Consider the following 24777-nt stretch of genomic DNA (forward strand, 5'->3'; position numbering starts at 1 on the left):
TCGCCCAACAGCCCGACCAAGGAGCCCCGTTGTCCACGAACCGCTACCACTGGGACCGCTCGCACCCCGGCCTGACCAGTCTCCAGCAGGCCATCGACCCGCTGCGCCGCGAGGTGGTCGAGCACTCGGTGTACCGCTCGCTCACCGGCATCGAGCGGGTCCGCACCTTCCTCGGCAGCCACGTCTTCGCCGTCTGGGACTTCATGTCGCTGCTCAAGAGCCTCCAGCGCGACCTCACCTGCGTGGACGTGCCGTGGGTCCCGAACGGCCCGACCGCCAGCCGCCGGCTGATCAACGAGATCGTGCTGGTCGAGGAGAGCGACGAGCTCGGCGAGGGCTACACCAGCCACTTCGAGCTGTACGTCGAGGGCATGCGGCAGGCCGGTGCCGACCCGCGCCCGATCGAGGAGTTCCTGGCCCTGCTGGGCTCCGGCACCGCCGTGCCGGACGCCCTGAAGAACGCCGGAGTGCCGCAGCCCGCCCTGGACTTCACCTCCACCACCTGGTCGATCGTGGAGAACGCGCCGGTGCACTGCCGGGCCGCCGCCTTCGCCTTCGGCCGCGAGGACCTGATCCCGGACATGTTCACCCAGGTCATCCGGATCGACGACCCCGAGGGCGCGCTCACCGTCTTCAAGGACTACCTGGCCCGTCACATCGAGGTCGACGGCGAGCAGCACACCCCGATGGCGATGCAGATGCTGATCGACCTGTGCGGCGACGACCAGGACAAGTGGGACTCCTGCGCCGAGACGGTCCGCACCGCGCTGCGCGCCCGGCTCCAGCTGTGGACCGCGATCGAGCGGTCCTTCTGAGGCCTGCCGGAGGACGTCCGTCGTCACGGTGGAAGGGCGCCCATGGGGAACCGACATCCCCCGTGGGCGCCCTTCCGCCGCCGGGGCCTGCCTTCGCACCCGCACCGGCGGGGCGGCTCAGAGCACCTTGGGCAGCACCCCGGCCGAGGCGGGCGGCCGGTCCCCGGCCCTGCGGAACCGGTGCAGCGCCGCCCGGCCCTCCGCCCCGCGCACCCGGGCGGCGAGTCGGGCCGGCAGCACCACGGTGGCCAGCCGGCCCTCGCCCCGGAACCCCTCGACCGTCCAACAGACCCAGGGAATCGGGTAGTTGGCCGCCGGACTGAACAGCACGGGCCGCTTCCCCTGGAAGCTCACCGCATAGGCGCCGAAGCCGCTCCAGTTGGAGAAGCTGAACCGGCGCGCCGCCGGGTCGAAGCCCAGCGGCACGCAGTCGCGCAGCCGGGAGCGGCCGAGGGTGGCCAGGAACCACAGGTTGGCGCGGAGGTTGAGGTGCGCGGTCGGGAACTCCTCGACCGCCGTGCGCAGTGCGCCCGCGAGCACCGCCGGTCCTTCCTCGGGCCGGTGCGGCAGATGGACCTCGCTGAGGAGGTTGCCGAGCAGCGCGGGCGACAGGCCCAGCCAGCGGCGCGCGTTGACCGGCACGGTCAGCATCCGCTCGGCGTCGTCCCCGTCCAACTCCCGCAGGGTGCTGAGGAGGTGGGCGCAGAGCACATCCCCGGAGGAGAGCCGGCGCCCGGCCGCCAGTCCGAACTCCTCGCGCATCCTGGCCAGTTCGGCGTCGGTGAAGGCGATCTGGACGATCCGGTTGGCGCGTGGCCCGACCGCCACCTCGCGGGCCAGCAGCTCCGCCTCCGCCGCCGAGGGCAGCCGGAAGCCGGGCCGGCCGCAGTCCTCGTCCGGGAGCACCTCGGCCAGCAACTCGTCCTGGTCGTCGACGAGTTCGGCCTTCGGCAGCGGTTCGCCCTCGACCGCCGCGGACCAGGTCCGCAGCAGCAGCATGAAGCTGTGCAGGTCGCCGATCGCATGGTGCCAGGAGCAGCCGAGCACCGTGCCGCCGTCGGCCGTGCGGGTGAGGCGCACGGTGAGCAGCGGGACGCCGCCGTCACGGGCGGCGGGGGCGTCCAGCGGGGCGACCAGTTCGGCGCCGGCCGCCGTCGCCCGGCCCATCGCCTCGGCGAGCGTGCCCTCCACGGTGTAGACCTCGAACGGCACGCCGGTGTCGTCGCAGACCGCCTCCAGGACGCCCTCGACGGTGCGCAGCCTTCCGGCGAAGACCGGCACCCGCTCCAGCGCCCGGGCCAGGCCGGCGGCGAGCCGGTCGTCGTCCAGCGGGTGCTCGAAGCAGAGCACGACCGAGACGGCGAGGTCGGCGAGCATGGTGTCCATCAGCCCGCAGCGCAGCACCCGGCCGGTGGCGTGCCCGGCCCGGACGGTCCGGGATCTTCGCAACTGCGGCCAGATGCTCATGGGTTCCGTTCCGAAGCACTCGACGACTCCCGGTGACGCGCGGGCGCGTTCCGGCGGCGCGCGATCCGCGGGCACGCCGAACGATAGTGGCGCGCGGAGGCAGTGGTCCAGTCCAATCCCGCACTCCGGCAGGGCTCTTCGGCCGGTGCGGCGACAGCGACGGCGATAGAATGCGCAGCATGGGAGAGCGCCCCGGCGCACCCTCCGCGCCGCCCCTCGTCCTGGTCACCGGCACCGCGTCGCGGGTGATCGACCCGACCCGGGCCTACCACCTCGGCCGCGACCCGACCAGCGAGATCGTCCTGGACGACCCCCGGGTGTCCTGGCACCACGCGATCCTGCGCGCCACCGGAGGGCACTGGCTGCTGGAGGACGTCGACAGCACCAACGGCACGTACGACGAGGGCCGGCGGGTCAGCCGCGAGGAGGTCGGCCCGGGCACCCGGCTGCGCTTCGGCGACCCGGCCGACGGCCCGTCCGCGGCCTTCGCCGGCCTTCCGGCACCCACCGCGCACAAGCGGCCGTCGCTGGTCGCCCCGCACCTCTCCGGCACCTTCCGCCGTCCGAGCGCCGTCCACCGGCTGCTCGGCCGCACCGTCCGGATCGGCCGCTCGCGCGACAACGACCTGGTCCTGGACAACCTGGTGGTCTCCCGGTACCACGCCGAACTGCGCGCGCTGCCCGACGGCGGCCACGAGATCGTCGACCTGGACAGCCACAACGGCACCTACCTCAACGGCCGCCCCGTCCAGCGCGCCCCGGTCGGCCCGGCGGACATCGTCGGCATCGGCCACTCCGCGCTCTGCCTGGCCGACGGCCGGCTGGTCGAGTACACCGACACCGGCGAGGTCTCCCTGGACGTCCGGCACCTGGTGGTCCGGGTCGGCCCCGACCACCGGGTGCTGCTGGACGACGTCGGCTTCCCGCTCGCCGAGAAGGCGCTGCTCGCGGTGGCCGGGCCGAGCGGCGCGGGCAAGTCCACCCTGCTCAACGCGCTCACCGGGCTGCGCCCCGCCGACCAGGGCACGGTGCTGTACGACGGGCGCGACCTCTACCGCGACTACGCCGAGCTGCGCCGCCGGATCGGCCTGGTGCCGCAGGACGACATCCTGCACACCCAGCTCACCGTCCACCGCGCCCTGTCCTACGCCGCCGAGCTGCGCTTCCCCGGCGACACCGAGCCGCACGAGCGGGAGGCCCGGGTCCGCGAGGTGATCCACGAACTGGGCCTGGACGGCCGGGCCGACCAGGTGATCGCCAGCCTCTCCGGCGGCCAGCGCAAACGGGTCAGCGTCGCGCTGGAGCTGCTCACCAAGCCGTCCCTGCTCTTCCTCGACGAGCCGACCTCCGGGCTGGACCCGGGCATGGAGCGCTCGGTGATGCGGATGCTGCGCGGGCTCGCCGACGACGGCCGGACGGTGGTCGTGGTGACGCACAGCGTGCTGAGCCTGAGCGTCTGCGACCGGCTGCTGGTGCTGGCCCCGGGCGGGCGGACGGCGTACTACGGGCCGCCCGGCGAGGCGCTGGGCTTCTTCGGCTACGAGGAGTGGCCGGAGGCCTTCGAGGCCTTCGAGGACGAGGACCACGACAGCTGGCAGCAGCGGTTCCGCGGCTCCCCGCAGTACGCGCGCTACGTGGCGGCCGAGGGTGTCCCGACGCCGTCGCCCCGTCCGCACCCGACCCCGCACGAGCCCGCCGCGTCGGCCACGCCCGCCCCTCCCGCCGCTCCCGTGATCGACTGGGACAAGCCGCAGGGCTGGTTCTCCCAACTGGGCACCCTGGTACGCCGGTACACCGCGGTGCTGGCCGCCGACCGGCTCTTCCTCACCATCATGGTGGTGCTGCCCTTCGTGATCGGCCTGATGTGCCGGGCGATGGCCGGCTCCCGGCTCTCCCCCGACAACGCCGTCAACTGCCTGCTCACGCTCTGCATCGGCGGTCTGCTCACCGGCGCCGCCAACTCGGTGCGCGAGCTGGTCAAGGAGCGCGCGATCTACCGGCGGGAGCGGGTGGTCGGGCTGTCCAGATCGGCCTACCTGGTCTCCAAGGTGGTGGTGCTCGGCACCGTCACGGTGGCCCAGGCCGCGGTGCTGACCGTGGTCGGCCTGGCCGGGGTGGACCTCTCCTTCGCGGTGCCGACCGGGGTGGTGATGCCGCAGCTGCCCGAACTGATCCTCGCGGTCGCGCTGCTCGCCTTCTCGGCGATGATGCTCGGCCTGGTGGTCTCGGCACTGGTGGGCAAGGAGGAGGCCACCATGCCGCTGCTGGTGCTCCTCTCGGTGGTGCAGATCGTCTTCAGCGGCCTGATGCTCAAGCTGCACGGCGTCCCGGGGCTGGAGCAGTTCGCCTGGCTGGTCCCGTCCCGCTGGGGCCTGTCGGCGATGGCGCGCACCGTCGAGCTGCACGGCATCTTCCCGAACGCGATCACCGCCGACCCGATGTTCCGGCACCAGCGCACCGGCTGGCTGGTGGGCATCGCGCTGCTGCCCGCGCTCTCGCTGCTGTACGGCCTGGTGGTGCTGGCCCTGCTGCGGCGGCACGAGCCGAGCATCATGCGGCGCTAGCGGAAGGGCGACCGCCGCATGGACGAGTTCGCGTTCCGCCCCACCCACGTCGCCCCGCCGGACGGGATGGCCTCCTGGGCGGCACCCGACCCGGCCCGGCCGGACGCCCGGCTCGACGCGCTGCTGCCGCTGCAACTGCTCGACCGCCGGGGCGACTGGGCGCGGATCCTCTGCTCCAACGGCTGGACCGCCTGGGTGGACGGCCGCCTACTGGTCGCGCTGCCGCAGCCACCGCCCGCCGCCGGCGGCCCGCCCGCGCGGACCGCCGACCCGCGACCGGCGCTCGCCGAGGCCGGGGGCGCGCTCGACCGTTACCGCGCCTTGCTGGAGGACCTCGCCGGCGGCACCCTCGACCTGGGGGCCTTCCGGGAGCGCACCCGAGGCCTGCGGATCGGCCTGGTGGTGGACGGCGAGGCGGTCTGGCTGTTCGACCCGGTGCGCGACCTCTGGTGCTACGGCGACGGGCTCCAGCTCCAGACGTACGCGGCCACCGACCGGCCCAGCCCCTCTCCTGCGCCGTCGCCCGCGCCCGCGCCCGCGCACGGCCCGTCCGCGGAGGGCCCGTCCGCCTCCACCCGGACCGGTGAGCCGTGACCTCCGCCGAGCGCGACGGCGTCGAGCGGCCGTCCGCCGCACGCGACGCCGCCAAGCGGGATGCCCCCGAGCGGGACGCCACCGAGCGGGACGCCACCGGTCTGCCCGCCGGGCTGGTCGGGCGGCGGGTCGCCGGCTACCGGCTGGAGAACGAGATCGGGCGCGGCGGCATGGCCGTGGTCTACCGGGCCAAGGACCTGCGGCTCGGCCGGACCGTCGCGGTCAAGCTGCTCGCCCCCGAGCTGGCCCGCAACGAGGTGTTCCGGCAGCGGTTCATGCACGAGTCGGAGGCCGCCGCCGCGATCGACCACCCGCACATCATCCCGGTGTTCGAAGCGGGCGAGCAGGACGGCATCCTGTACCTCGCGATGCGCTACGTGGAGGGCGGCGACCTGCGCGCCCTGATCAACCGCTCCGGCCCGTTCCCGGTCGGGCGGGCCGTCCGGTTCGCCCTCCAGATCGCCTCGGCCCTGGACGCCGCGCACGACCACGGCCTGGTGCACCGGGACGTCAAACCGGGCAACGTACTGGTCGCCGCCGGGACGGACAGCGAGCACCCCGAGCACCTGTACCTGGCGGACTTCGGCCTGACCAAGAAGTCCCTCTCGCTCAGCGGGCTGACCACCGTCGGCCAGATCGTCGGCACGCTCGACTACGCGGCGCCCGAGCAGATCTCCGGCAGGCCGCTGGACGGGCGCTGCGACCAGTACGGCCTCGGCTGCGTGGTCTTCGAGATGCTCGCGGGCGCCCCGCCGTTCCGCCGGGAGAGCGACCTCGCGCTGCTCTGGGCGCACCTCAACGACCCGCCGCCCGCACTGCGCGACCACCGGCCCGACCTGCCGGCCGCCGTCGGGGCGGTGGTCGCCCGGGCGCTGGCCAAGACGCCCGGGGAGCGGTACCCGAACTGCCTGGACTTCGTCGCCGAGCTGCGCGCGGCGAGCACCGCCGCCGCGCCGGAACCGTGGCGCGCCGACGGGCCGCCCACCCAGGTCGTCCCCGCGCTCGCCCCCGACCCGCCCCCGGTGCCCGGGCCGCCCGCCTGGGCCGCACCGGTCATCCACCCGCCGCCGTCGCCGCCCGCAGGGAGCCGTCCGTCATGAACGCCGTGAGCCAGGTCTTCGCTGTGGTCGCCGCGGCGATCCACCTGATCGTCTGGCCGCTGGAGAGCTTCCTGTACGGGCACCCGCGGGTGCGCCGCGTGCTGACCGGCAGCACGGCGGACGCCCCGGAGGTCCGGCTGTGGCGCGTCAACGTGGGCTTCTACAACCTCTTCCTGGCCCTCGGCCTGGTCGCCGGCCTGGTCCTGCTGCACACCGGACACCCGGGGGCCGGGCGGGCGGTGGTGCTCTACGTCGCCGCGTTCATGGTCGCGGGCGGGATCACCCTGTTCACCTCGGAGCCGAAGCTGTGGCGCGGTGCACTCGGCCAGGCCGTACCGGCGGCGATCATCCTTCTGACGGAGGCCTTCTGACGTTTCATCACCATCTCTTCAGGCGTGCGGCTAAACTCCGCCTACCCCGCGACGGTCGCGGAGGCTGGGGGTGGCAGCGGTGGCGAAGATCCCGATCACCGACCGGTACGTCGTCGGCCTCGGCTGTCGGGTGAGCGTCCAGCAGGGCCTCACCTCGACGAAGGTCAGCTGGAGCGTCGCACACCTGCCGGAGGGCGGCTCGCCCCGGCCCACCGGCGGCAACAAGGAGATCGGCGTCATCTGCCCGCGCTGCCGGCGTTCCTTCTCCGTCCGGGTGGAGACCGCCACCAGGGCGCGGGTCAAGCGGCTGGTCCACCGGACGGTGGGCTGGCTGCTGGTGCTCTCGCTGCTGGCCCTCGTCCCGATGCTGGTCCAGCTGGGCGGCCGGACCGTCGAGGAGGGCGACGACCAGGCCGTCGACAACATCGGTCTGCTCTTCACGCTGGCCGCCGCGGGCGTGGTCGTCGGACCGTCGCTGCTGCTCAGTGCGGGCATCCACGACGGCATCGGGAAACTCCGGCTCATCCGGGCCGACGGCCGCAAGACCATGTGGGTGCGGGGCCACCGGCTGTTCTGAGCCGGGCCACGCCCCCCGCACCCGTCACTCGGCGTCCGCCGGTACCTCGCCGCGGTGCCGCACCCGGGTGGCGAGCAGGGCGCCGAGCGCGCCGGTCAGCAGCCCCCAGCCCGCCGCGAGCGGCACCGCCGTCCAGAGCACCGGGCGCAGGGTGAGGCTCCCACCGCCCAGCCCGGCCAGCGGGTTGCCGCCGCCGAGCACGGCGCCCAGCAGGTCGCCCAGGCCGCCCTGGCCGAGGCCGACACCGAGCACGGAGAGCCCGTAGTCGGCGTCCGCCCGGGTCCACAGACCCACCAGCAGCACGGTGACGGCGGTGGCGAGCGCGAACCGGACGGCGTGCCGCCAGAGCCGGACGGTGCGCGGCGCGCGGCGGGCCGCCAGGAAGGCGGCGGCGAGCAACAGGACGGCGGCCAACGGCAGCAGCCACCAGCTGCGGGCGTCCTGCTCCGCGAGGGCGCCGAGGTCGATGGTCGCCGGCCCGCCCCCGGGGGTGCGCAGCACCGCGCTGAGCGGCTTGGGGACGGGCAGGCCGAGCCCGCCGACCAGCCGCCCGTGCCACGTGGCGCCGAGCCCGATGCCGAAGGCCAGCCAGACCAGGTCGGGCAGCGCGAGCAGCACCACGGCCAGGGTCTGCCGGGGGTTCCCGTGCACGACCGCGGTCAGCACCCCGGCCACCGCACCGATCGCCAGGTACGCCAGCAGGACCAGCCAGAGCGCGAACGCGGGTGGGCGGACGGCGAGTTGGTAGCGCACCAGGGCGGGCGGCAGCGGGGCCCGCCGGGACACCGCGAAGGTGACCGCGAACACCACCAGCAGCCAGGCCAGCCCGATGCCCACGGTGGTCGGGCCGTCCGCGCGGAAGCCGACCTCCGGGGTCAGCCCGAGCGCGCCGCCGATCGACTGGGCCAGGTCGCCGCCGAGCGGGACGACGAAGCTGTGCCGGGCGCCGAGGGTGAGCAGCACCAGGGCGAGCACCCAGAGCAGCAGCGTCCGGCCGATCCGCCCGAGCAGCTCACCGCCGCCCGCGACCGCGCGGAAGCGCAGCTGGCGCAGGAACACCTCGGCCATCGCGACCGCGCCGACCACCGAGACGCTCAGCGGCATCGCGCTGATCCCGGCCCCGACCGCCGCGAAGTCCCCGGCGCCGCCGTCGAGTTCGACGGTGCCGCCGACGGCGAGCGCGAGCGTCGCGGCCAGCACGGCGGGGAAGCCGCCATCCGGGAGGTCGTCGGCGCCGGCCAGCCAGAGACCGAGTGCGGCCACCGCCGCCATCGCGACCAGCCCGGCCAGCACGACGGCGAGCGCGTCCAGCCAGCCGCGTACGGCGCCGGGCGGGCCCGCGGCCCGGGTGGTGGGCTGCTGCATGCCGCCTCCTCGTCGCTCGCGGGGTGCACAGGGGTCCGGCCCGGGCGCGGCGCGATCGATCTCCGATCTACGCCCGTTCTACGTCCGGTCGACTCCCGGCCGGGTTCCGGCCGGGTTTCCAGGGTGGCCGACGGTCGGCGGGCACGCTCGGCGACGCCCCGGCACCTGCTGTTGCGGCGAACGGGGCAACGGGGGAGAAAGGGAAGCCACTGGCAGGAGCCTCCCGAGCCGGCCCCGGTCGGCCGACCGCCTGCGAAACGGAGCCTCGATGACCGCCCAACCGCCTCCGTCCGGCCTGCCCGACCCGCCCGGTGAACCTCCGCACGGTCCGCCGTCCGGTCCCCCGTCCGGGCCGTTGGCCGGTCGACCGTCCGGCGGCGGTACGGCCGGTCCGCCGTCCGTGCCCCCTCCGCCCTCGGGCCCGTCCGGGGCCGCCGGGGCGGGTGGCGCCGGGAGTGCGAGTGGTCCCGGCGGTGCGAGCGGGCCGGGCGGGCCGTCCGGACCGGGCGGCGCGGGCGGGCCCGGCGGGCCGTCGTCCGGCGGGCCCGGACGCGGGGCGCGCACGCCGTGGTGGCGCTCCGGGAAGGGGCTGGCGCTGGCGGCGGGCACGGTGGCGGTGGCCGTGGTGGCCACCGTGCTGATCGTCAACAACCAGGGCGGCAACCACCCGGCCGTGCCGACCGCGAACGAGGTCGCCCTGCAGGCCCCGGCCGATCCCGGGCCGGACCCGTTCACCCCGTCGGTGGAGACCCAGGGGGTGAGCGCCCCCGCACCCGGCTCCGCCGTCCCGACCCCCGCTCCGACCCCCGCCCCGACCGTCACCCCGACGGCGCAGCACCCGGGCGGCGCCTCGTCCCGGAGCGGTTCGCCGACCGCGCTCCACAGCGTCGAGGGCAGCTCGGCCGGGCTGTACGCCGGGTCGATGGGCAAGCCGAGCTGCGACACCGAGCGCCTGGTCGGGATGCTCTCGACCGGGGACACCGGGCGCGCCTGGGCCTCCGCCGCCGGCATCGCGCAGGCCGACGTCCCCGGCTACCTGCGCTCGCTGACCTCCGCCTACCTGCGGGTGGACACCCGGGTGACCAACCACACCTACAAGAGCGGCGCGGTGGTCGAGTACCAGTCCGCACTGGAGGCGGGCACCGCCGTCCTGGTGGACGCCCAGGGCGTGCCCCGGGTGCGCTGCTCCTGCGGCAACCCGCTGAAGCCGCCGGCGCTGGTGAGCAACGCGAGGTACACCGGGAAGGCCTGGGCGGGCTTCCAGCCGTCCACGCTGATCATCGTGGTGCCGGCAGCCCGACCGGTGACCGAGATCATCCTGGTGAACGTCGAGACCGGCGGGTGGTTCTCCCGGATGACCGGGCGGGTCGAGGTCGTGGACCGACCGGCCGAACCGCCGAAGGGGCCCCTGGTGCCCGGCATCCCGCCGCCGGGCCCGTGGACGCCGTCCACACCCTCGGCCACCTCCTCGACCTCCCCCGGTACGACGTCCCCCGGCATGACCTCGCCCGGTGCAACGTCGCCTGGTGCAACATCGCCGGGCACGACCCCACCCGGCACGCCATCGCCCGGCACACCGACGAGTTCGGGTGCCACCCCCTCAGGCTCCACAGGCGCCGGAGTCACCTCCTCGGGCCCGACGACCCCCGGAGCCACCTCCCCGACCAGCTCGGGTCAGCCGCCGGGGACGGCCACGACGACCAGCACCCCGCCCCCGTCCACGGTGACCGCCGGCACACCGACTCAGACTCAGACACAGACGCCGACACCGGTCACCAGGACGCCCTCCCCCGCGACGACGACCTCCGCCGCCACGACGGCAACCGGGACCACGGCGACCACCACCACCGCCCAGGCGCCGACCGCGACCTGCGCGAGCACCGCGCCGTCCACCCTGCCGCCCTGCCCGACCGCGAGTGCCGCCACGCCGAGCTGACCCGGCGCACGCCCCGCTGCCATCGACCCTCACCCGGCCGGTGGCAGCGGCGCACCTCAGGGCAGCAGCACCTTCGCGTCCTCGGGCCCGAGCACCCGGCCGTCCGCCGAGCGCACCTCGACCCTCGCGACGGGCGCACCGGACTCGCGGTCCACCAGACGCGCCCGGGGCTCGCCCTCCTCGAAGAACCACTGGTCGCCCCACTGCCGCAGCGCCGTGATCACCGGGAACAGCGCACGGCCCTTCTCGGTGAGCACGTACTCCTGGTACGGGCTGCCGTCGGCGGCCGGCGCGAGTTCGAACACGCCGTTGGCGACCAGGCCGGCCAGGCGGGAGGACAGGATGTTCTTGGCCAGGCCGAGGTTCTTCTGGAACTGCCCGAAGCGGCGCAGTCCGTCGAAGGCGTCACGGACGATCAGCAGCGTCCAGCCGTCGCCGACGACGTCGAGCGGACGGGCGACCGGGCAGGCCGATTCCTCGTGCGTGGTGCGTTTCGGCACTTCTCCCACCTCTCAGCTCTCACCGGTCGGCGCCCAGCGTACCGATCAGAGCGTGGTTGCTTATTAAAACCAGGGTATGCCATGGTGTCGCGGTAGCACTTTGAAACCGCCGCGCCCCTTCGAGGGAGTCCGCCCATGACCTCACCCGCCCGCGCGTCCGCCGAGGACCCGACCGCCGCCGACCCGACCGCCGACGCCCTGGCCAAAGCCCCGGCCGACACCCCCACCGGGGCCCCGCCGCGCGGCCTGTCACCGGCCGTCGCCTGGCTGCTCTCCGTCGCCTGCGGCCTCGCCGTGGCCAACGTCTACTATTCGCAGCCACTGCTCGACCTGATCGCCCGGGACTACGGCATCGCCCCGGCGACCATCGGCCTGGTCGGCACCCTCACCCAGACGGGCTACGCCCTCGGTCTGCTCCTGCTCGTGCCGCTCGGCGACCACGTCAACCGCCGCACCCTGATCACGTCCCAGCTCGGCCTGTCCGTCCTCGCCCTCCTCGCCGTCGCACTCGCCCCCTCCGCTCCGCTGCTGCTCCTCACGATGGCCGCCGTCGGCGTCCTCGCCGTCGTCGCCCAGGTGGTCGTCGCCTACTCCGCCCAACTCGCCGCCCCGGGCGACCAGGGCCGGGTGGTCGGCACCGTGACCAGCGGCATCGTGGTCGGCATCCTGCTCGCCCGCACCGTCGCCGGGACCATCGGCGACCTGGCCGGCTGGCGCGCCGTCTACGTGGTCTCCGCCGTCGCCACCGCCGCCATGGCCCTCGCCGTCGCGGCCGCCGTCCCGTCCGAGCGGCACCGGGCGGCCGAGCGGATCGGCTACCCGCGGTTGGTCGGCTCGGTGTTCACGCTCTTCGCCCAGGAGCGCGTGCTCCGGGTCCGGGCCGTCCTCGCGCTGCTCGCCTTCACCTCCGTCACCGTGCTGCTCACCCCGATGGTGCTCCCGCTCGCCGCGCCTCCCTTCAACCTCAGCCACACCCAGATCGGGCTCTTCGGCCTGGCCGGCGCCGCCGGAGCGCTCGGCGCCGGATACGCCGGCCGCCAGGCCGACCGCGGCCGCGCCGAACGCACCGCCGGCATCGGTCTGCTGGCCATGCTGGTCGGCTGGCTCCCGGCCGCACTGCTGCCGCACTCGGTCTGGTGGCTGGTGCTCGCCATGGTGGTGATCGACTACGGCCTGCAGTCCGTCCACGTCGCCAACCAGCACCTCCTCTACCAGGTCCGCCCGGAGGCGCAGAGCCGCCTGACCGCCGGCTACATGCTGCTCTACTCCGCCGGGTGCGGCGCGGGCGCGATCCTGTCCACCGTCGTCTACGACCACGGCGGCTGGACGGCCGTCTGCCTGCTCGGCGCCGCCACCAGCCTCACCGCGCTCGGCTACTGGTGGACGGCGGCCCACCGCTGACGGCCGATCGGCCACCGGCCCCGCCGCCTACGCGCGTGTCACCTACGCGTCCGCCACCGGCGCCTCCGCCGACGACGCCGCGGCGAGGACCTCCCGCAGCGTCCGTATGCCCTCGCGCCAGGCCGCCGCCTCCCCCGACTCGTCCCACAGCTCCGCGAGCTCCGACTCCTCCGCGACCACCCGGTCGAGCGCCGCCACCGCGAGCGGGCGCAGCTCGGCGGAGAGCGGCGGGACCGGCTCCTTGGGCCCGTAGGCGCTGGTCACCGCCGCCCCGCCCGGGCACTGCGCCGCCACCAGTGCGGCGGAGGCGACCGCCTCCACCGCCTCGTCGGAGTCCAGGAACTCCTCCGCCCGGACGGCGTACAGCAGCGCCGACCGGAGCAGCGCCTCCCGCTCGCCCGGCGCCGCGTCGTCCAGTCCGCCGCAGAAGTCCGCCGCCGAGTCGTTGTCGAAGTGCCCGATGTCCCAGGTGCCCATGCCGATCCCCTCACGCCGTTCGTGTTCGTGTGCGACGGATGCTTGCACACGGCACTGACAATCGGCCGGGCCGAGGGATATTCGCTGGTCAGGGCCGACCGCGGTGGGGCAGAGTGCCCCCATGACCACGATTCAGGGGCTGGACCGGGACGGGTACATCGCACGGGAGGGCTCGCTCGACCGCGTGCCGCCGGCGTTCGCGCCGGTGGTCACCGCGGCCCGGGAGCGGATCGCCGCGGCCTTCGCCCCCGACCGGCTGCACAGCGCCTACCTCTACGGCAGCCTCCCGCGCGGCACCGCCACCCCCGGCGTCTCCGACCTCGACCTGCTGCTCGCCCTGCGCCACGAGCCCACCGCCGCGGACCGGGCGGAGGCCGACGCCCTCGAGGCCGCGCTGGACGGGGAGTTCGCGCAGGTGAACGGGGTCGGCGTGGTGCTGGCCGGCACGGACACCCTGCTGAGCGAGCTCGAACGCCACGACCTCGGCTGGTTCGTCGCCTGCCTCTGCACCCCGCTGCTCGGCGAGGACCTCGCCGCCCGGCTCCCCCGCTACCGCCCCACCTCGCTGCTCGCCCGGGAGACCAACGGCGACCTGGCCCTGGTCCTCCCGCTCTGGCACGAGCGCCTGGCCGCCGCCACCACGGAGGCCGAACTGCGCGGCCTCAGCCGCGCCGTCTCCCGCCGCCTCGTCCGCACCTGCCTCACCCTGGTCATGCCCCGCTGGGGCGGCTGGACCAGCGACCTCGCCGCCTCCGCCGAGATATTCGCCGGCTACTACCCCGAGCGCGCCGCCCAAGCGCGCCTGGCCGCCGCCCTCGCCCGCGGCCGCACCCCCGACCGGGCCGCCCTCACCGTGCTCGTCGACGACCTGGGCCCCTGGCTCGCCGCCGAGTACGCCGCCGTCCACGGCGTGAAGGCACCGCGCCCGTGAAGGCAGCACGCCCGTGACGGAACCGCACCCGGACGGCCGGCCCTACGGCCCGGACCACCGGTGCGTCCCGCTCCCGCCAGCCCACGGCATGCTCGTCCCGGACGTCGTCGGCGGGCGGACCGGGTACGTCGAGGTCCTCGACCCGGCGGCCGCTCCGGGACACCAGCCCCGGCCGGGGCTGAACTCCCCGCCGCCGCAGGGGCTTCAGTCCACGCACGGGATCCCGCCCGCCTTCACCGCCGGCCCCTGCATCGGCAGCCCCGCCGCCGAGTCGGCGGAGGTCTCACCCGGCGCGCCCGACGGCACGGCCATCGGGCTCGGGGTGCGGGAGACGGCGAGGGTGAGCAGGACGCGGCCCGCGGGGATCCCCGACGAGAAGACCGCGTTCACCCCATAGCGGGCGGCGAGGCGCTGCGCCTCGGCCTTGGCCCCGGCTCCGTACCCGACCGCGGTGGCCCGGGTCCTGGCCGGGGCGTCGCCGATCCGGCCCGTCTGGTAGCCGAGTTCGGCCAGCGCCCGGGACTCGTTGGCCGCCGCCCCAGCCCCCGCGACCGCGTTGATGTCGACCACCGCCTTGGGCGTCGCGCTCGGCGTCGGGGTCGCGGAGGGCGACGGGGCCGGGTCGCCCGGCGCGTCCCCGGACGGCGCGACGGGCACGACGGCGGGGACGGCCGGCGCCGGCTCGTGCTTGAAGAGCTGCCGGACGATCTTCCTGATCAGGTCCGGGTTGACGGTGTTGACCTCCTGCCCGCCGACCGTCTTGAAGCCGCTGATCGGCAGGGTGTTGAACTCCACGTTGCCGCCGGTCAGGTTGGGCGCCTGCTGGGCGAAGTCGAGGATGTTCCACTCGTTGTCGATGACCACGTCCTTCTTCACCACCGCGAACAGCTTCTGCATCTGCCCGAGGTCGTTCAGGATGCCCTGCTGCTTGAGCCGGTACTCGACGGAGGAGAGGAACGCCTGCTGCCGGTGGGTGCGGTCGAGGTCGCCGTTGGTGAGGTGGTGGCGCTGGCGGACGAAGGAGAGCGCCTGCGCGGCGTCGAGGGAGCTGATCCCGGCCGGGAGCTTGAGGCCGGTGCCGCCGCCCTCGTGGGTGGCGGTCCGGGCGATGATCGGGTCGTCCACGGGGTGGTTGAGGCAGACCTGGACCGGCTCGACCGCCTTGGCGATGTCGTAGAAGCCGATCAGGTTCACCTCCGCGAAGTGGTCGATCGGGACGTCCAGGAAGCTCTGCACGGTCCGGATGGTGGCCGAGCGGCCGGCCTCGCGGCTCTGCCGTTCCAGCGCCGCCTTGGAGAGCCCCTTGCCCGCCAGCTTCTGCTCGGCGGCCTCCTTGGCGATGCCGTACGCCTCCTTGATCTTGTGCATCTTCCCGTCCGCGCCGACGGTCTGCACGTAGTCGTCGCGCGGGACGGAGAGCGCGGTGACCTTGCCGCCGTTGGCCGGGATGTGCAGCACGATCAGGGCGTTGGTGTTGTACCCGCCGATCTCGCTGGAGCCGGCGTGCAGTTCGTCCTCCACGAACTGCCGGGGCAGGTCGTTGCCGTCCATGTCCTTGCGGCTGTCCAGGCCGATCAGCAGCAGGTTGACGGACTTGTCGAGGTGCGGCGGGGCGTTCTTCCTGGCCTCGCTCAGCGCGGTGGACTTGATCATGCCGTCGTCCAGGCTGCGGTACTCGTACCAGGTGAAGCCGCTGGCGCCGAGCACCGCGACCGAGACGGTGCAGGCCAGGGTGCGCCCGGCGACGGTCAGCGGGGCGGCGGCGCGGCGCGGGTCGTAGCCGCGCCGGCCGCGCAGACCGCGCTGCCCGTGTTGGCCGCGGCCGCCGGTACGGCTGTTGCCGCGCTCAGCCACGGCGGCCCCTTCCGGCCGGGACAGCCGTCCTGCCGGTCCGCCGGCGCTCCGGCACCGCCCGGCGGCGGGCCGCCGTGACACGGACCGCGACCACGACGAGCGCCACCGCCACGGCCGCGGCCATCACCGGGAACGCCCCGACCACCCAGCGCAGCGCGCCGGTGCCGAGGTTCCTCCCCTGGTACTTCCCGGGGTGCGCCAGGTACTCGACGCCCGAGGCGGTGAGCAGCACCACGACCGGAGCGGCCGTCACCACCCACCACCGGCCGGTGCGGCTGCAGAGCAGCGCCGCGGCCGCCGTCCCGAGCACCGAGCCCACCGCGAAGAGGAGGCCGACGCCCGGCCCGTCGAGTTCGTCCGCGACCGCTCCGAGCAGCGGCAGCCCGACCGCCGAGAACGCGGCCGCCGTCCCGCCGCGCCGGCGCGCCTGCTGCCTGCGGCGGGCCGCCCCGGGGCGCGGCGACCGGACCTGCCGGGGCGCCGCGGTGTCCGCGCGCCTCCCGGGGGCGCCTGCGGCTCCCGCACCGGCCGGCCAGGAGCGCTGGGCGGGCAGGGCGCGGTCCTCGGTGCGGGGCCCCGCGTCCTGGTACGGCGTTCTCGCCCGCTGACCGGCCATGCGCACTTCCCTCGATCGTTGCGGCTGCGGCGGCGCGATCGCACCACCGCGCGTGCCGGGACGCCGTCGGTCCTGCCGGGGCCCTGGCGGCGCCCTGGTGACGTCCTGGTGGGGACCAAGCCTCTACATTGCTGTAGAGGTTGGGCTGGAGCATACAAAACCCATTTCAGCAAAGTCATCCGCTGCCACCCGGCAGCGACCGACCGCCTGGTGGACCGTCGTTAGGATGGTCATGATCCCCGCCACGTCGGCACACCATCAGGAACGCATCAGAGGAGTAGAGCGTCACCATGTTTGAGAGTCTGAAGAACCTCGCGGGCAAGGCCACCGACCTCGCCCGTGACCACGGCGACGTGATCGGGCAGGGCCTGGACAAGGTCGGCGACGCGATCGACGACCGCACGGACGGCAAGTACAGCGGGCAGATCGACACCGGCGTCGAGAAGGCGAAGGACTTCCTGCGCAACCTCGACGGCGACCAGAAGCCCGCCGAGTAACCTGCCGCAGGACACGATCGGCCGCACGACGGTCGAACGACCGCACGGGCGAACGGGGAGGGGCGGCAGCGGTGAGCGAGGAGAAGAAGGGGCCGGGCTGGGGGCAGTGGCTGGTGCTCACCGTCGCGGTCGTGGTCGGGCTGGGCCTCCTGCGCGGCAACGACCACGACGGCGCGGCCTCCGCCGACCCCTCCCCGACCGCCGCCGCCCCGTCCGTCCCCGGGTCCGGCGGCGCGCCGTCGGCCGGCGGCTCCGCGAAGCCCTCGAAGCCCTCGGGCCGCTACGACCCGGCCGACTACGCGGAGCCGGTCCGCCGGTACGCCACCGAGGCCGGGGTCAACCCGCAGCTGCTGATGGCGATCCTCTACAACGAGTCGTACAAGCCGCACGACCCCGAACTCGAACGGGCCTGGCAGCGCGGCAAACCGGACGCCTCCTTCGGCATCGCCAACATGCACCGGGCCGCCTTCGACGACACCAAGCCCGGCCGCCCCTTCGCCTCCCGGCAGTGGGAGGAGCTCCCGGACGACCGGGACCTGGCCGTCCAGGCGGCCGCCTGGCACCTGCACGACCTCGCCGCCCAACTTCCCGCGCGCCCGGGCGTGTCGCTCAGCCGGGACGAACTGGTCGCCCTCGGCTACAACGCGGGCGCGGGCAACATGCTGGCCTTCGCCCGGGGCGTCAAGATCGGCTCCCAGGCGCAGTCCTACCTCGACCGCCTGCGGGACAACTGGTCGAAGTCCGGCGAGGCCGTGAAGTAGCGCCTCCGGGCGGTCAGCTGACGGCGATCCGGGCGGACCAGACCCTCCGCCAGGCCAGCGCGTCGGCGACCCCCTCGGCGATGCCGCGCCGCGGCTGCCAGCCGAGCAGGTCCCGCGCGGTGTCCACGACGGCGTAGCAGCCGATCACGTCCCCGGGCCGCGGCCCGGCCTCCCGCACCTCGAGACTGGCGCCGACGGCCTGTTCGAAGGCGGCGATCAGCTCCCGCACGGTGGTCCCGTCGCCGGTGCCGACGTTGATCACCCGGTAGCGGTCCGCCACGCCCGGGGCGATCACCTCGTCGAACCGGAGCAGCGCCGCGACGTGCGCCTCGGCGAGGTCCTGGACGTGGACGTAGTCGCGGATGCCGGAGCCGTCGCGGGTCGCCCAGTCGGTGCCGGTCACGGTGAACGGGGTGCCGGTGGTGTGCGCCTCGATCAGCTTGCCGAGGACGTGGGTGGGCCGGAGGTCCTGGAGGCCGGTGCGCAGCTGCGGGTCGGCGCCGATCGGGTTGAAGTAGCGCAGGGCGATGACGCGTTGGCGCTCGGCACCCTCGCCCCTGGTCCAGTCCTGGAGGACCTGCTCCATCATCTGCTTGGTGCGCGCGTACGGGCTGCCGGCGTCGACCGGGCTGCTCTCGTCGACCCGGGCGTCGGCGGTGGGGGCGTAGATCGAGGCGGAGCTGCTGAAGACGACCCGGGTGCAGCCGTGGCGCTGGAGGGCGTCCAGGAGTTCGACCGTCTTGGCGACGTTCTCCCGGTAGTAGTACAGCGGCTTGGCCACGGACTCCGGTACGACGATCTTCGCGGCGCAGTGCACGGTGGCGTCGATGTCGGGGTGCTCGGCGAAGATCCGGTCGAGCAGGGCCGCGTCGGCGATGTCGCCCCGGTAGAAGAGCCGGTCCGCGACGAACTCGGTCCGCCCCCGGGAGAGGTCGTCCAGCACGACCGGGGTGATCCCCCGGTCGAGCAGGGCGGAGGCGACGGTGCTGCCGATGAATCCCGCGCCGCCGGTGATCAGGACCTTCTTCATGCGCGAGCGCTCCCTTGCGGTCGTCCGGGCGCCAGGTGGCGCCCGGTGACCGGAAGGGACGTCGGTTCGCACCCGGCCGGTTCCACGACGGGGCCGCTCCCCCGGAACGGCCGGCCGTCGCCGGGCGACTCAGTCGCGGTGGCGGCGCAGCCAGAGGCCGGTGGCGACCAGGACGACGGCCGCGCAGGCGGTGCCGATGGCCGCCCAGGCGGTGGCGTCGGAGGTGGTCGCGTGGACGCGGCCGGGCGCGGCCTCCCGGGCGGAGACGGGGGCCGCGGTGGTCCCCGTCCCGGCGGTGGTCTCCCGGAGCGGGGCGGGGGTCACCTCGGCGGAGCGTGGCGAGCCGTCCCCCGGCTGGGCCTCGGCGAGCGGCGGGCCCCCCGTCCCCGCGGGCGCCGGGTCGGTGACCACCGCGGTGTCGATGTCGAGCTCGCCCTCGCCGTGCCCGGGGGCGGGGGAAGAGCAGTCCACCGTCACCCGCCAGTGCCCGACGGGCAGGATCTCCCGGGTGGTGTACGTCCCGGGACGGCCGGGGGCGGTGACCAGGCGCCAGGGGCCGACGGCGCGCCCGTCGGTGGCCGTCGCGGAGAGCGTGCCGGCGAACTCCCCGGTCACCGGGTCGTGGTCGTTCTCCCAGGTGGCGACGGTGCTGACGCGACCGTTCTGCTGGCCGGTGACGTCCAGGTGGACGCTCTCGCCGTGGGCGGCGGCGGGTGCGGCGGCGGCGAGCAGGGCCGCCGCGGCGAGGGCGAGGGCGCTGAGGTGGGGGCGGGTTCGCATACGGGAGGGTCCTCGGGGCGGTGTGGGGGCAGGGACGCTGGGAACGGCCGGCGCCGGGAACGGCCCGCCACTGGGTGGGCGGCGGCCGGTCCCGGCGCGACGGACCTTCGGGCCTGCGGGTCTTGGGGCCCGCGGGCGTCGGCGGCTCGGGTCGGAGGGTGCGGCCGGCGTACGGGCCGACCGGTTTTACGGGCTCACAGGAACAGCCTTACCCCGTTCGGCACACGAGGACTTCAGCAACGAACAGTTCTGGTAAGAGAGGCCGCCGTTCGACTGCGGAGACTCCGGCCGCCGCCCGCGTCGAGGGTGAACCCGCCTCCGTCAGCGGCGAGTTGACACGTCCGCGCGGCCGCTTCGGGGTGCGGCAGCCGGGCGGTGCGCCGGACCGGGGCCGCCGTGCCGCCAAGCACGGCGCGGCGGCCCGGGTCGGCGGAAATCGGCGTGATCTGACTGATGGCCGCCTCGGGAGCCGGTCCTCCCCGGGGTCGGGGGCGGGGCCGGGGGAGGGGTCGCGGCGGCCAGGGCGCCCTGCGGGTGGGCCGGCGGCGTCGGCGCGGCCCGCTGCTCCGGTGTCCCATCGCGTTCCTCTCCTCGCGCGACGGCGCGTGCCCCTGCAACGGAGGGGCTCGGGCCTTCCGACACTCCGGAGAGCGGGAGGGGCGAGCGGGAATAACAGAAACCTCTTGCGAAAATCCCCGGGCCGTTCGATCGAGTGGCAGCCGGGGACGCCGAACCGGCCCTGGGCGCAAGGCGCAACCGCGCAGGGCGGAGCCGGGGAGCGAGCAGGGGGGCGGAGCCGGGGAGCGCGAGCAGGGGGGCGGGCGCTCCCCGGCAGGAGGTGGTGGCGGCCACCCGGCCGGAGTCCCGGGGCGTGCGACTCCGTCGGCCGTGACGGAATGCTAGACCCGTCGGCAGGTGCTGACCAGTGCTCTGACCAGCGGATTTTCCGCCCCGGACATGCCATTGCCAGCCAGGCTGCGACGGACCGTCAGATCCGACGTACCGTCACATCGCCGGACGGTCAGGCCGCGGCCTTCACCGGCTCCACACCGAAGGCCGCCGCACCCGCCCAGGGCCGTACCGCCGCCGTCGCGCCGGTGCCGCAGCCCCCGTGCAGCCGGGCCAGCCCGGCCGCCAGGACGACCCGGTCCCCGCCGAGCCAGAGCCGCAGGGCCGCCGAGAGCGCGGCGCTGGCCGGCCCGGCCGCGGGGCCGCCGGTCCGCACCAGCCGCTCGCCGAGCAGCGGCAGCAGGTCCGCGACCGCCGCGGGCAGCCAGAGCGTGAGCGCGAACGGCGCCGGTCTGGCCAGAACGCGTAGCAGCGGCAGGACGCAGGCGTCGTCGTGCAGCGCGGGGATGACCTCCAGCAGCCCGTCCACCGCCACGTCGGAGACGTCGCCGCCGTGCCCGCGCGCGAGGTCGCGCAGCAGCGCGCGCTCGGCGGCGGTGATCCGGACGGTCAGCATGACCTCGTCGCAGTCCATGGTCCCGGCCCCTGTCGTGGAGAGTTGGTGGTGTGGTCGTCGGGTCGTGGTGTCAGTCCTGTGCCGACAGGGTTCCTGCCCCGATCCGGCCCTCCGATACCGGCGCTATCAGGCCGTAGTGGCCGTCGAAACGGCGGTAGAGCACCCGGGCCCGGTGGTCGCCGGGGTCGGTCCAGCCGACGAACGGGCGGCCGGTGAGCCAGAGCCGGCGGGCCGCCTCGGCGAGGTCGAGCGGGGGCATCGCGCTGGTGCCCGCGGCGCACAGTTCCACCGTGCCGCCCGGCGTGCAGCGGTGCACCAGGCCGTCCCGTCCGGTCGCGGCGTCCGCGAAGAGGTGGAACCGCCGGTCGAGGGCGAGCAGTTCGAGCACGGCCTGTTCGGGGCCGCGGCGGGTGAGCACGACCGCCTTGTGCCGGGCGATCCGCCGCTGGGCGAGCGGACGGTCGGCGAACTGCGGGCGGTAGGCGCTCTCGTACGCGACGGCGAAACCGATGTCGCCCTGCTCGCGCAGCCGGACGGCCCGGCCGGCCAGTGTGCCGAGCACCAGGTCGACGGACTCCCGCGCGGTGCCGGTGGCCAGCTGCACCCGGACCGGGCCGACGCCCGCCAGCTCGACGTCCGCCTGGGCCAGCGCGGGCCGGGTCACCGAGCGGTTTCGCGAGCGGGTCAGCCGCAGTCGCAGCGCGTGGGTGTCGGGGCCGAGCGCCGCGGCGGTGGCCAGTGCCCGGGCCCGGGCGTACTCGGCCTCCTCGCGGGGCAGCTCACCGCGGATCTCCACCCGGACGTCGAGGGCCGGCCGGTGGCGCAGACGGGTCATCAGGTTCCTCCTTCTTCGCATCCATGCTGTCCCTCGTACGCCCGTGCGGCGAGGGTCCAAAGACCCTGCCCCGCGGGCGAGCCGCCGACCGCCCGGAGGGTCGCATCGGCGCAGGTCAACACCGGATTTCGAGCACGCACGAAAGGGTCGATCCACTCGGCCGTTGGAGTGATCCCCGCACATTCGGCGCAACGCTCGGGAAACCGGCGCGTTTGTTCAACGTGCGCCCTCCCGCCGGGGGCGCGCGCGGGGCCCGCGCTGGGCGGACCCCCGGCTCCCGGCCGGCCCGCCGCTGCCACCCGGCATCGCCCGCACCGGCCCCTCTGGTGAGAGGTAGTGTCATGTCCCTGCTGACCGAGACGCGGAAGCTGATCGTCCCCCCGAGAACCGCACCCGGCCCGTCCCCGCTGGCCCGCGCCGCCGTCCCGCCGCTGGCCCCCGGCGCCCTGCCCGGCCTCGGGCACGCCGGCGCCCTGCTGCGCGACCCGCTCCGCTTCCTCGGTTCGCTCTCCCGCCACGGCGGGGTGGTCCGCATCCGCCTCGGCCCGCGCACCGTCTGCGTGGTCACCGACGCCCGGCTGGTCCACACCCTGCTCGTCGCGCTGGCCCACGACTGCCCGCGCGGCGCCGTCCAGGACACCCTCAAGACGGCCTTCGGCGACGGCCTGCTGATGTCCGAGGGCCAGGCCCACCGGGACCGCCGCCGGATCATCCAGCCGGCCTTCGGCCCGGACCGGATGAGCGAGTACCTGGCCGTGATGCAGCAGGTCACCGAGGAGCGGGCCGGACGCTGGCGCCCCGGGCAGGTCCTCGACGTGGCCAAGGAGATGAACCACCTGGCGCTGGAGATCGTCACCCGCACGCTGTTCGACGCCCGGCTCAGCGAGGACGCCACCGTCGCCTTCCACCGGGCGCTGCCGGACCTGGTGAAGGGCCAGATCGTCCAGTCCCTCTACCCGAGCCCGGCGCTCGCCCGGCTGCCGCTGCCCGTCAACCGGCGCTTCGACGACGCCGTCCGGGTGCTCAACCGGGTGGTCGACCAGGCCGTCAACGGCCCCGCCGCGGGCGCCGAGGAGGGCCGCCGCACCCTGCCCGCCCTGCTGCGCGCCGCGACCGACCCGGCCAGCGGGTGCCCGCTCACCGAGGCCGACGTGCGGTCCGAGGCGATCGCCATGTTCGGCGCGGGCACCGAGACCGTCTCCACCACGCTCACCTGGCTGCTGGACGAGCTGCTGCGCCACCCCGAGGTGGAGGCCCGGATCCTCGCCGAGCTGGACGAGCACCTGCCCGCGGGCACCGTCCCCACCCTCGAGGCGCTGGCCCGGCTCACGTACACCCGCAGCGTCACCCAGGAGGTGGTGCGGCTGCACGCGCCGAACGCCTTCCTGATGCGCACCGCCCGGGTTCCGGTCGATCTGGGCCCGTACCGCGTCCCGGCCGGCACCGAGCTGCTGTACAGCCTCACCGCGCTGCACCGCGACCCGCTGCGCTACCCCGAGCCCATGAGCTTCCGGCCCGAGCGCTGGCAGGACGCCGGCGGCACCGGACGGCCGTCCTTCCTGCCGTTCGGTGCGGGCAAGCACAAGTGCATCGGCGAGGCCTTCGCCTGGGCGGAGCTGACCGTCGCGGCCGCGGCGATCCTGCGGCGCTGGCGGCCGGTGGCGGTGCCGGGCGCCCGGGCCCGCGAGGTGGTGTGGACGACGGTCCAGGCGCACGGCCTGCGGGTGCGGCTCGCGCCGCGCGGCGCGCGCTCCCCACGCAGGAGCTCCACCGCGGCCTCCCGCGAGGGTGATACCGGCTCCTCACCGGGGGACACAGTGCCCTCCTCCCCCGGTGAGCCGCCGTCGGGCCGGTGCCCGTTCACCGGCGCCACCCGTGCGACCGCCCCCGCCGACCCGGCCGCCCCGGCGGACCTCCGGTCGCGTGCCGACCTGCTCCTCTCCGCCGACCGGCACGCCGACTGGGCGGTCCGCCGCGGCCTGCTCACCCCGGCGGAGCTGCCCCGCTACCGGGGGTACGCGCTGCACGAGCTGATCGGCTACGCCTATCCCCGCGCCCGGGGCACCGAACTCGACCTCCTGGTGGACATGCTGGGCTGGTTCACCATCCTGGACGACCGGTTCGACGGCCCGCCCGGCCGCCACCCCGTCCAGGCCCGCGCCGTGGTCGACCCGCTGATCGCGGTCCTCGACGGCGCCCGCGGCGGGAGCCCTTCCGAAAGTCGACTACTGCTCTCCTGGAGGGAGTTGTGGGAGCGCCAGACCGCCTCGATGTCCCCCGAGTGGCGCGCCCGGGCGGCCCGGGAATGGCGGGCCTGCCTGGCCACCTTCCCCGCCGAGGCCGACCACCGCGCCAACGGCACCGTGCCCGCCCTCGGCCTCGACCTGACGGACACCATGTGGCTGCGCCGGCACGGCAGTTGCCTCTACCCGTTCATGAACATAATGGAACGGGTCCACGGCACCGACGCCCCGGCCGCGCTGCACGCGGAGCCCGCGCTGCACCAGCTGCGCGCCAACACCGCCGACGCCGCCACGCTGATCAACGACCTCTACTCGCTGAAGCGCGAGGAGCGGCAGGGCGGGACGGCGTTCAACACCGTGCTCACCCTCGAGCGGGCCCACGGCTGCACCCGCGACCGGGCGGTCCACGCGGTGCGCACCCGGGTGGCGCAGCTGCAGCAGGAGAGCGAGGAGCTGCGCCGCGACCTGCTGCGCCGCCACCCGGCCGGGCGCTGGTACCTGGACGGCACCCGGGAGCTGGTCGCCGGCGTGCAGGCCTGGACCAGCACCAGCCACCGCTACCGCGTGCGGGACCGGGAGGCGCGCCAGTGAGCGGCCC

At 75.0% G+C, this 24777-nt stretch carries 22 protein-coding genes; 12 read left to right on the forward strand and 10 right to left on the reverse strand.

The window, feature by feature from the left end; genetic code table 11:
* Nucleotides 1-29: 29 nt before the first annotated feature.
* Complete coding sequence (locus AMK13_RS29975; RefSeq protein WP_074004880.1) at nt 30-815, forward strand: DUF3050 domain-containing protein; 786 nt, start codon at nt 30-32, stop codon at nt 813-815.
* Nucleotides 816-932: 117 nt separating this feature from the next.
* Here AMK13_RS29975 and AMK13_RS29980 read toward each other — a convergent pair whose 3' ends face one another.
* The gene (locus AMK13_RS29980; RefSeq protein WP_074004881.1) at nt 933-2282 is read right to left on the reverse strand and encodes an acyltransferase; all 1350 of its coding nucleotides are present in this window, start codon (nt 2280-2282) and stop codon (nt 933-935) included.
* 179 nt (nt 2283-2461) lie between these two features.
* Between AMK13_RS29980 and AMK13_RS29985 the strand changes: the two genes are divergently transcribed.
* The 5 genes from AMK13_RS29985 to AMK13_RS30005 all read left to right on the forward strand — a co-directional run bounded on the left by AMK13_RS29985 (nt 2462) and on the right by AMK13_RS30005 (nt 7488).
* Nucleotides 2462-4846 carry an ABC transporter ATP-binding protein/permease gene (locus AMK13_RS29985; RefSeq protein ID WP_074004882.1) on the forward strand — a complete coding sequence of 795 codons (2385 nt, stop codon included), beginning with the start codon at nt 2462-2464 and terminating at the stop codon, nt 4844-4846.
* Between the two features lie 18 nt (nt 4847-4864).
* Entirely contained in the window at nt 4865-5440 is a 576-nt protein-coding gene (locus AMK13_RS29990; RefSeq protein WP_074004883.1) for a hypothetical protein, read from the forward strand.
* Between the two features lie 101 nt (nt 5441-5541).
* Nucleotides 5542-6540 carry a serine/threonine-protein kinase gene (locus AMK13_RS29995; protein ID WP_074004987.1) on the forward strand — a complete coding sequence of 333 codons (999 nt, stop codon included), beginning with the start codon at nt 5542-5544 and terminating at the stop codon, nt 6538-6540.
* Nucleotides 6537-6911 carry a DUF1304 domain-containing protein gene (locus AMK13_RS30000; RefSeq protein ID WP_074004884.1) on the forward strand — a complete coding sequence of 125 codons (375 nt, stop codon included), beginning with the start codon at nt 6537-6539 and terminating at the stop codon, nt 6909-6911. Before AMK13_RS29995 ends, AMK13_RS30000 begins: the two co-directional genes overlap by 4 nt.
* A gap of 79 nt (nt 6912-6990) precedes the next feature.
* On the forward strand, nt 6991-7488 hold the full coding sequence (locus AMK13_RS30005; protein ID WP_049660167.1) for a hypothetical protein: 498 nt from the start codon (nt 6991-6993) through the stop codon (nt 7486-7488).
* A 24-nt stretch (nt 7489-7512) separates the two neighbouring features.
* On the opposite strand, the gene AMK13_RS30010 is transcribed toward AMK13_RS30005, so the two are convergent.
* A complete protein-coding gene (locus tag AMK13_RS30010) occupies nt 7513-8853 on the reverse strand; it encodes a streptophobe family protein (protein WP_074004886.1) in 1341 nt (446 codons plus the stop codon).
* A gap of 622 nt (nt 8854-9475) precedes the next feature.
* Between AMK13_RS30010 and AMK13_RS30015 the strand changes: the two genes are divergently transcribed.
* Nucleotides 9476-10789 (forward strand): DUF6777 domain-containing protein, encoded by a 1314-nt coding sequence (locus AMK13_RS30015; protein ID WP_143204665.1) that lies wholly within the window; start codon nt 9476-9478, stop codon nt 10787-10789.
* Between the two features lie 56 nt (nt 10790-10845).
* Here the strand turns inward: AMK13_RS30015 and AMK13_RS30020 are convergent, their stop codons facing one another.
* Nucleotides 10846-11289: a winged helix-turn-helix transcriptional regulator gene (locus tag AMK13_RS30020; protein ID WP_074004888.1), complete on the reverse strand. Its 444-nt coding sequence runs from the start codon at nt 11287-11289 to the stop codon at nt 10846-10848.
* 135 nt (nt 11290-11424) lie between these two features.
* On the opposite strand from AMK13_RS30020, the gene AMK13_RS30025 reads away from it, so the two are divergent.
* On the forward strand, nt 11425-12690 hold the full coding sequence (locus tag AMK13_RS30025; RefSeq protein ID WP_074004889.1) for an MFS transporter: 1266 nt from the start codon (nt 11425-11427) through the stop codon (nt 12688-12690).
* A gap of 42 nt (nt 12691-12732) precedes the next feature.
* On the opposite strand, the gene AMK13_RS30030 is transcribed toward AMK13_RS30025, so the two are convergent.
* Nucleotides 12733-13167 (reverse strand): DUF4259 domain-containing protein, encoded by a 435-nt coding sequence (locus tag AMK13_RS30030; protein ID WP_049658045.1) that lies wholly within the window; start codon nt 13165-13167, stop codon nt 12733-12735.
* 121 nt (nt 13168-13288) lie between these two features.
* Here AMK13_RS30030 and AMK13_RS30035 point away from each other — a divergent pair, with 121 nt between their 5' ends.
* Nucleotides 13289-14098: a nucleotidyltransferase domain-containing protein gene (locus AMK13_RS30035; RefSeq protein WP_074004890.1), complete on the forward strand. Its 810-nt coding sequence runs from the start codon at nt 13289-13291 to the stop codon at nt 14096-14098.
* A gap of 204 nt (nt 14099-14302) precedes the next feature.
* On the opposite strand, the gene AMK13_RS30040 is transcribed toward AMK13_RS30035, so the two are convergent.
* Both AMK13_RS30040 and AMK13_RS30045 read right to left on the reverse strand, forming a co-directional pair.
* Nucleotides 14303-15952, reverse strand: a complete 1650-nt coding sequence (locus AMK13_RS30040; protein WP_198959468.1) for an LCP family protein — start codon at nt 15950-15952, stop codon at nt 14303-14305.
* On the reverse strand, nt 15945-16568 hold the full coding sequence (locus tag AMK13_RS30045) for a DUF6542 domain-containing protein (protein ID WP_074004891.1): 624 nt from the start codon (nt 16566-16568) through the stop codon (nt 15945-15947). The genes AMK13_RS30040 and AMK13_RS30045 overlap by 8 nt, the downstream gene beginning before the upstream one ends.
* A 290-nt stretch (nt 16569-16858) precedes the next feature.
* Here AMK13_RS30045 and AMK13_RS30050 point away from each other — a divergent pair, with 290 nt between their 5' ends.
* Nucleotides 16859-17065 (forward strand): antitoxin, encoded by a 207-nt coding sequence (locus AMK13_RS30050; RefSeq protein WP_049660325.1) that lies wholly within the window; start codon nt 16859-16861, stop codon nt 17063-17065.
* 71 nt (nt 17066-17136) lie between these two features.
* Nucleotides 17137-17826, forward strand: a complete 690-nt coding sequence (locus AMK13_RS42335; RefSeq protein WP_074004892.1) for a transglycosylase SLT domain-containing protein — start codon at nt 17137-17139, stop codon at nt 17824-17826.
* Between the two features lie 13 nt (nt 17827-17839).
* Here AMK13_RS42335 and galE read toward each other — a convergent pair whose 3' ends face one another.
* The 4 genes from galE to AMK13_RS30075 all read right to left on the reverse strand — a co-directional run bounded on the left by galE (nt 17840) and on the right by AMK13_RS30075 (nt 21936).
* Nucleotides 17840-18856: a UDP-glucose 4-epimerase GalE gene (gene galE / locus AMK13_RS30060; protein WP_074004893.1), complete on the reverse strand. Its 1017-nt coding sequence runs from the start codon at nt 18854-18856 to the stop codon at nt 17840-17842.
* Between the two features lie 129 nt (nt 18857-18985).
* Nucleotides 18986-19636: a hypothetical protein gene (locus tag AMK13_RS30065; RefSeq protein ID WP_074004894.1), complete on the reverse strand. Its 651-nt coding sequence runs from the start codon at nt 19634-19636 to the stop codon at nt 18986-18988.
* Nucleotides 19637-20657: 1021 nt separating this feature from the next.
* The gene (locus AMK13_RS30070) at nt 20658-21119 is read right to left on the reverse strand and encodes a hypothetical protein (protein WP_074004895.1); all 462 of its coding nucleotides are present in this window, start codon (nt 21117-21119) and stop codon (nt 20658-20660) included.
* 52 nt (nt 21120-21171) lie between these two features.
* A complete protein-coding gene (locus AMK13_RS30075) occupies nt 21172-21936 on the reverse strand; it encodes a sigma 54 modulation/S30EA ribosomal C-terminal domain-containing protein (protein WP_074004896.1) in 765 nt (254 codons plus the stop codon).
* 341 nt (nt 21937-22277) lie between these two features.
* On the opposite strand from AMK13_RS30075, the gene AMK13_RS30080 reads away from it, so the two are divergent.
* On the forward strand, nt 22278-24770 hold the full coding sequence (locus AMK13_RS30080) for a cytochrome P450 (RefSeq protein WP_074004897.1): 2493 nt from the start codon (nt 22278-22280) through the stop codon (nt 24768-24770).
* The last annotated feature ends 7 nt before the right edge of the window (nt 24771-24777 follow it).

Origin of the sequence: Streptomyces sp. CB02056 (genome assembly GCF_001905545.1) — a bacterium.
Classification (GTDB): domain Bacteria; phylum Actinomycetota; class Actinomycetes; order Streptomycetales; family Streptomycetaceae; genus Kitasatospora.